Consider the following 6002-nt stretch of genomic DNA (forward strand, 5'->3'; position numbering starts at 1 on the left):
CCTACGGTTTGCCACTGACACTGCCCACCGGGTTTTCCGCGCGCGAGGGGGTCGTACCGTCGCATCAACCGATCGGCTGATGCGCCCTCGAGCGCGACGGCCGATGTGCCGGACCCGCCCCGCGACGACGCTGGTGCCATGCCCGTCATCGAAGTCACCGACCTGCGCAAGTCCTACGGCGGCCGGCCCGCCGTCGACGGTGTGTCCTTCGCCGTCGAGGAGGGCGAGATCTTCGGCATCCTCGGCCCGAACGGCGCCGGCAAGACCACCACCGTCGAATGCGTCGAGGGCCTGCGCGTGCCCGACACGGGCCGCGTCCGCGTCACCGGCCTCGACCCCGTCGCCGACCACAAGGAGGTCACCCGCGTCCTCGGCGCCCAGCTGCAGAAGAGCGACCTCCAGCCCAAGCTGACCGTCCGTGAGGCCCTGGAGCTCTACGCCTCGTTCTATCCGCGCCCCGCCGACTGGGGGACGCTCGCCGAACGGCTCGGCCTCGTCCCGGCGCTGAACTCCCGGTTCGCGAAGCTCTCCGGCGGCCAGAAGCAGCGCCTGTCCATCGCGCTCGCCCTGATCGGCGACCCGCGGATCGTGGTGCTGGACGAGCTGACCACCGGCCTCGACCCGCGCGCCCGGCGAGACACCTGGCAGCTCATCGAGGACGTCCGGGCGGGCGGGGTCACCGTCCTGCTGGTCACCCACTTCATGGAGGAGGCCCAGCGCCTCTGCGACCGCATCGCGGTGATCGACAAGGGGCGCCTCGCGGCGCTGGACACCCCCGCCGGGCTGATCCGCCGCTCGGCGGGCGCCACCGTCATCAGCTTCACGCCGTCCGCCCCGCTGGACGACGACGACCTCAACGCGCTGCCGGGGCTCGCCTCCGTCCGGCACAAGGACGGCCGCGTCACCCTGTCCGGCACCGACGAGACGGTCAACGCCGTCATCACCCTCCTCGCCCGCACCCGCGTCACCGCCCACCAGCTGCGCGTCACCGACGCCACGCTGGACGACGCCTTCCTGGACCTCACGGAGGCCACGGCATGAGCACCGACGTCCTCGACACCGCCGTACTGAAGACGGAGATCCGCCTCTTCCGGCGCGAACCGGGCGGCATCTTCTGGATCCTGCTCTTCCCCACCCTGCTCCTGGTCATCCTGGGCTCGATCCCGTCCTTCCGCGAGGCCGACCCGAACCTCGGCGGTCTGCGGCCGGTGGACGCCTATGTGCCGGTCGCCGTCCTGCTCGGGCTGATCGTCGGCGGCCTCCAGGGCATGCCGCCGACGCTCACCGGCTACCGGGAGAACGGCATCCTGCGCCGGATGTCCACCACGCCGGTCCGTCCCGCGGCCCTGCTGACCGCGCAGATGCTGGTGTTCGGCGGGGCCGCGCTGCTCTCCGCGCTGGTCACCCTCGCGGTCGGCCGGCTCGCCTTCGACGTGGGCCTGCCCGGGCAGCCGCTCGGCTACCTCCTGGCGCTGCTGCTCGCCCTGCTCGCCGCCCTCGCGCTGGGGTCCCTGCTCGCCGCCCTGTCCCGCACGACCAAGATCGCCACCGCCGTCGGTTCGACCGCGCTCTTCCCCGCGATGTTCTGCGCGGGCGTGTGGCTCCCGGTGGAGGCCATGCCGGACGTGCTGGCCGACATCGTGGGCTGGACGCCGTTCGGCGCCGCCGCGCAGGCCCTGAACGACGCCGCGGCGGGTGGCTGGCCGGGCTGGGGCCACCTCGGTGTCCTGGCGGCCTGGACGGTGCTGCTCACGACCGCGGCGGCGCGCTGGTTCCGCTGGGAGTGAGCGCGGCCGTGAACCACACTGGTGCCATGGCGGATGTGGCGGGAGTGGAGCAGCGCTGGGCGGCCGTTCGCCGGTGGGGGCCGTACGCGATGCTGGGCGTCGGGACCGTGCTCGCCGCCGCGACCATGGACATCATCGGCATGAGCACGGCCGAGCGCTACGCCACCGCCGTACTCGTCCCGGCCGTCCTGCTGTGGGAGTTGTGGTGGGGCCGGCGGCCCGAGCGCAACCGGGCGGTCCCCTCACCGGTGTCCGCCTGCTACTACCTGGTGCGCGCGGCCGCCGCGTTCGCCCTGAGCTGGCTGAACCCGTTCTTCGCGTTCCTCGCCGCCGTCGGCTACTTCGACGCCGACCGCCTGCTGCCGCCCCGGCTGCTGAAAGCCGGCCTGCTCCTCAGCGCCGTGACGATCGCCGGCTCCCAGTCGGGCGGGCTGCCCCCGAGCGGGCCGCTCGGCTGGGGGGTGTTCGGGGCGCTGCTCGGCGTCCACCTCGGTCTGATCACCGTGTTCGGCCACCTCACCGCCCGCGAGAACCAGCGCACCCTCACCCAGACCGCCACCATCGCCGAACTGGAGCGCACCAACACGGCGTTGCAGCAGGCCCTCGACGAGAACGCCGCCCTGCACGCCCAACTCCTGGTCCAGGCACGGGAGGCCGGGGTCGCCGACGAACGCCGCCGCCTGGCCGCCGAGATCCATGACACCCTCGCCCAGGGCCTCACCGGCATCATCGCCCAGCTCCAGGTCGTGGCGAACACCCCGGACCCGGCCCTGGCACGCCAGCACGTGGAGCGGGCGACCGCCCTGGCCAGGCACAGCCTCGGTGAGGCCCGCCGCTCCGTGCACAACCTCGCGCCGGTCGCCCTGGCCGACGAGGCGCTGCCCCAGGCCCTGGAGAAGACGGTCACGGAATGGGCCGAACGAACCGGCGTGCACGCCCAGTTCACCGTCACCGGCACGGTCGAGCCCCTGCACGACGAGGTGGCGGCCACCCTCCTGCGCATCGTCCAGGAGGCCCTGTCCAACACCGCCCGGCACGCCGGAGCCGCCCGGACCGGCGTCACCCTGTCCTACATGGGCGACGAGGTCACCCTCGACATCCGCGACGACGGCCGGGGCTTCGACCCCCTCGCCGCACGGATCCGCACCGGCAGCGGCGGCTTCGGCCTCGACGGCATGCGCGCCCGCGCCGAGCGCATCGCCGGCTCGCTCACCGTCGAGTCCGAACCCGGTCAGGGCACCGCCGTGTCGGCTCGCGTACCGTTGGTCCGCCATGACCGATGACGCCGTGACCGATGACGCCGTGATCTCCCTCCTCATCGTCGACGACCATCCCGTCGTACGCGACGGCCTGCGCGGCATGTTCGCCTCCGCGCCCGGTTTCCGCGTCCTCGGCGAGGCAGCGAACGGCGTCGAGGCGCTGGAGCGGGCCGCCGCGCTCGACCCCGACGTGATCCTCATGGACCTGCGGATGCCGGGCGGCTCCGGCGTGGACGCCATCCGCGAACTGGCCCGGCGCGGCGCCCGCGCCAAGGTCCTCGTCCTCACCACGTACGACACCGACTCCGACACCCTGCCCGCGATCGAGGCGGGCGCGACCGGCTACCTCCTGAAGGACGCGCCCCGCGACGAGCTGTTCACCGCGGTCCGCGCCGCCGCCCAGGGCCGCACCGTCCTGTCCCCGGCCGTCGCCACCCGTCTGGTCACCGCCGTGCGCACGCCCCGGACGCCGGGCGGCGAGCCCCTCTCCGCCCGCGAGCGCGAGGTGCTCGCGCTGGTCGCCCGCGGCACCTCCAACAAGGAGATCGCCCGCGAACTGTTCATCAGCGAGGCGACCGTGAAGACCCACCTCACCCACCTGTACGCCAAGCTGGGCGTCAACGACCGCGCGGCGGCGGTGGCGGCGGCGTACGACCGGGGCATCCTCGGCTGAAACCCGGCCGGATCAGGACGCCGGGTCACACCGGCACCGCCGAGACACCGGAACCGGCGAGTCAGCCGACGACCTTCAGCAGCAGCACCGTCCGCCCCGGCACCGTGATCTCCGCCCCCGCCCGGTGCTCCACGCCCGGCGCCTCCGTCTGGTCCTCGCGGCCCGTGTCCACGACCACCTCGTAGCGCTCCGCCCACGGCGGCCCCGGCAGCTTGAACGTCACCGGGCCCTCCCCGGCGTGCAGGACGGCGAGGAAGCTGTCGTCGAGGATCTGGGCCCCGTGTTCGTCGCGTCCGGGGATGTCCCGCCCGGAGAGGTACATGCCCAGGGTGGCGGCGGGCGCGTACCAGTCGCCCTCGGTCATCTCCGTGCCCCGCGCGGTGAACCAGGCCAGATCCCGCAGCCCGTCCGCGGAGTGCGCCCGCCCGGAGAAGAAGGCGCGGCGGCGCAGCACGGGGTGGCGGTGGCGCAGGGCGATCAGCCGGGAGGTCAGCTCGCACAGAGCCCTCCAGGCCGGGTCGTCCAGCAGGCTCCAGTCCACCCAGCCGAGCTCGTTGTCCTGGCAGTAGGCGTTGTTGTTGCCGCCCTGCGTGCGGCCCATCTCGTCGCCCGCGACCAGCATCGGCACGCCCGTCGACAGCAGGAGTGTGGTGAGCAGGTTGCGCAGCTGGCGGCGGCGCAGGGACAGGATCCGCTCGTCGTCCGTGTCTCCTTCCGCGCCGCAGTTCCACGAGCGGTTGTCGTCCGTGCCGTCCCGGTTGCCCTCGCCGTTCGCCTCGTTGTGCTTGCGCTCGTAGGAGACGAGGTCCCGCAGCGTGAAGCCGTCGTGCGCGGTGATGAAGTTGACCGAGGCGTACGGGCGCCGCCCGCCCCAGGCGTACAGGTCGCTGGAGCCGGACAGCCGGTAGCCCATCTCCCGTACGTCGGGCAGCGCGTGGCGCCAGAAGTCCCGTACGGCGTCGCGGTAGCGGTCGTTCCACTCCGTCCACAACGGCGGGAACGCGCCCACCTGGTAGCCGCCGGAGCCGATGTCCCACGGCTCGGCGATCAGCTTCACTCGGCGCAGCACCGGGTCCTGGGCGATGACCGCGAGGAACGGGGAGAGCATGTCGACGTCGTGCATGGAGCGGGCCAGCGCCGCCGCCAGGTCGAAGCGGAAGCCGTCGACGCCCATCTCGGTCACCCAGTAGCGCAGCGAGTCCGTGATCAGGCGCAGCACGTGCGGCTGCACGACGTGCAGGGTGTTGCCGCAGCCGGTGTAGTCGGCGTACCGGCGCGCGTCCGGCTGCAGACGGTAGTAGCCGCGGTTGTCGATGCCCTTCAGGGAGAGCGTCGGCCCGAGTTCGTTCGCCTCGGCGGTGTGGTTGTAGACCACGTCGAGGATGACCTCGACGCCCGCCGCGTGCAGGGCGCGCACCATCCGCTTGAACTCGCCGACCTGCTGCCCGGTCGTGCCCGAGGCCGCGTAGGCGGCGTGCGGGGCGAAGTAGCCGATGGAGTTGTAGCCCCAGTAGTTGCGCAGGCCCCGGCGCAGCAGATGGTCCTCGTGCGCGAACTGGTGCACCGGCAGCAGCTCCACCGCCGTCACACCGAGGCGCACCAGATGCTCGATCGCCGCCGGGTGCGCCAGACCGGCGTACGTCCCGCGCAGCTCCTCCGGTATGCCCGGGTGGCGCTGGGTGAAGCCCTTGACGTGCAGCTCGTAGATCACCGAGTCCGCCCACGGTGTCTTCGGCCGGTGGTCGTCCGCCCAGTCGTCGTCATCGTGGACGACGACGCCTTTCGGGACGTACGGCGCGGAGTCCCGGTCGTCGCGCACGGTGTCCGCGACATGCTGCTCCGGCCAGTCCCGGACGTGCCCGTACACCTCCGCGGGCAGCGTGAAGTCGCCGTCCACCGCGCGCGCGTAGGGATCCAGCAGCAGCTTCGCCGGGTTCCAGCGGGCGCCCGTCCACGGGTCCCAGCGGCCCTGCACCCGGTAGCCGTAGCGCTGGCCGGGCAGCACGCCCGGCACGAAGCCGTGCCAGATCTCGTGCGTCAGCTCGGTCAGCCGGGCCCGGGTCTCCTTGCCCCGCTCGTCGAACAGACACAGCTCCACCCCCTCCGCCCCGCCCGCCCACAACGCGAAGTTCGTCCCCGCCACCCCGTCCGGGCCCACCCGGAACCGGGCACCCAGCGGCGTCGGCCGGCCAGTCCGGACTCCAGCTCGCCCTCGGCCTCCAGTCGCACGGGTACGAGGTCACCCTGATGTCCAACCGGACCGCGGACGAGATCCGTACCGGC

5 protein-coding genes are annotated in these 6002 nt (G+C 72.9%); 4 read left to right on the forward strand and 1 reads right to left on the reverse strand.

What is annotated here, in order from left to right; translation table 11 throughout:
- Positions 1-138: 138 nt before the first annotated feature.
- The 4 genes from N4P33_RS02705 to N4P33_RS02720 are packed head-to-tail and all read left to right on the forward strand — an operon-like array spanning position 139 to position 3719.
- Positions 139-1041, forward strand: coding sequence for an ABC transporter ATP-binding protein (locus N4P33_RS02705; RefSeq protein ID WP_260824511.1), 903 nt, complete (start codon positions 139-141; stop codon positions 1039-1041).
- A complete protein-coding gene (locus tag N4P33_RS02710) occupies positions 1038-1787 on the forward strand; it encodes an ABC transporter permease (protein ID WP_260824512.1) in 750 nt (249 codons plus the stop codon). The genes N4P33_RS02705 and N4P33_RS02710 overlap by 4 nt, the downstream gene beginning before the upstream one ends.
- 26 nt (positions 1788-1813) lie before the next feature.
- The gene (locus tag N4P33_RS02715) at positions 1814-3070 is read left to right on the forward strand and encodes a sensor histidine kinase (RefSeq protein WP_260824513.1); all 1257 of its coding nucleotides are present in this window, start codon (positions 1814-1816) and stop codon (positions 3068-3070) included.
- Positions 3060-3719 (forward strand): response regulator transcription factor, encoded by a 660-nt coding sequence (locus N4P33_RS02720; RefSeq protein WP_260824514.1) that lies wholly within the window; start codon positions 3060-3062, stop codon positions 3717-3719. Before N4P33_RS02715 ends, N4P33_RS02720 begins: the two co-directional genes overlap by 11 nt.
- A 61-nt stretch (positions 3720-3780) precedes the next feature.
- Here the strand turns inward: N4P33_RS02720 and glgX are convergent, their stop codons facing one another.
- A complete protein-coding gene (gene glgX / locus N4P33_RS02725; protein ID WP_260824522.1) occupies positions 3781-5895 on the reverse strand; it encodes a glycogen debranching protein GlgX in 2115 nt (704 codons plus the stop codon).
- Between the last annotated feature and the right edge of the window lie 107 nt (positions 5896-6002).

The organism is Streptomyces sp. 15-116A, assembly GCF_025290915.1.
In the GTDB taxonomy this organism is placed as follows: Bacteria; Actinomycetota; Actinomycetes; order Streptomycetales; family Streptomycetaceae; genus Streptomyces.

Coding starts and splice junctions, on each gene's coding strand:
- N4P33_RS02705 (WP_260824511.1), top strand. CDS start 139: ATGCCCGTCATCGAAGTCACCGACCTGCGCAAGTCCTACGGCGGCCGG.
- N4P33_RS02710 (WP_260824512.1), top strand. CDS start 1,038: ATGAGCACCGACGTCCTCGACACCGCCGTACTGAAGACGGAGATCCGC.
- N4P33_RS02715 (WP_260824513.1), top strand. CDS start 1,814: ATGGCGGATGTGGCGGGAGTGGAGCAGCGCTGGGCGGCCGTTCGCCGG.
- N4P33_RS02720 (WP_260824514.1), top strand. CDS start 3,060: ATGACCGATGACGCCGTGACCGATGACGCCGTGATCTCCCTCCTCATC.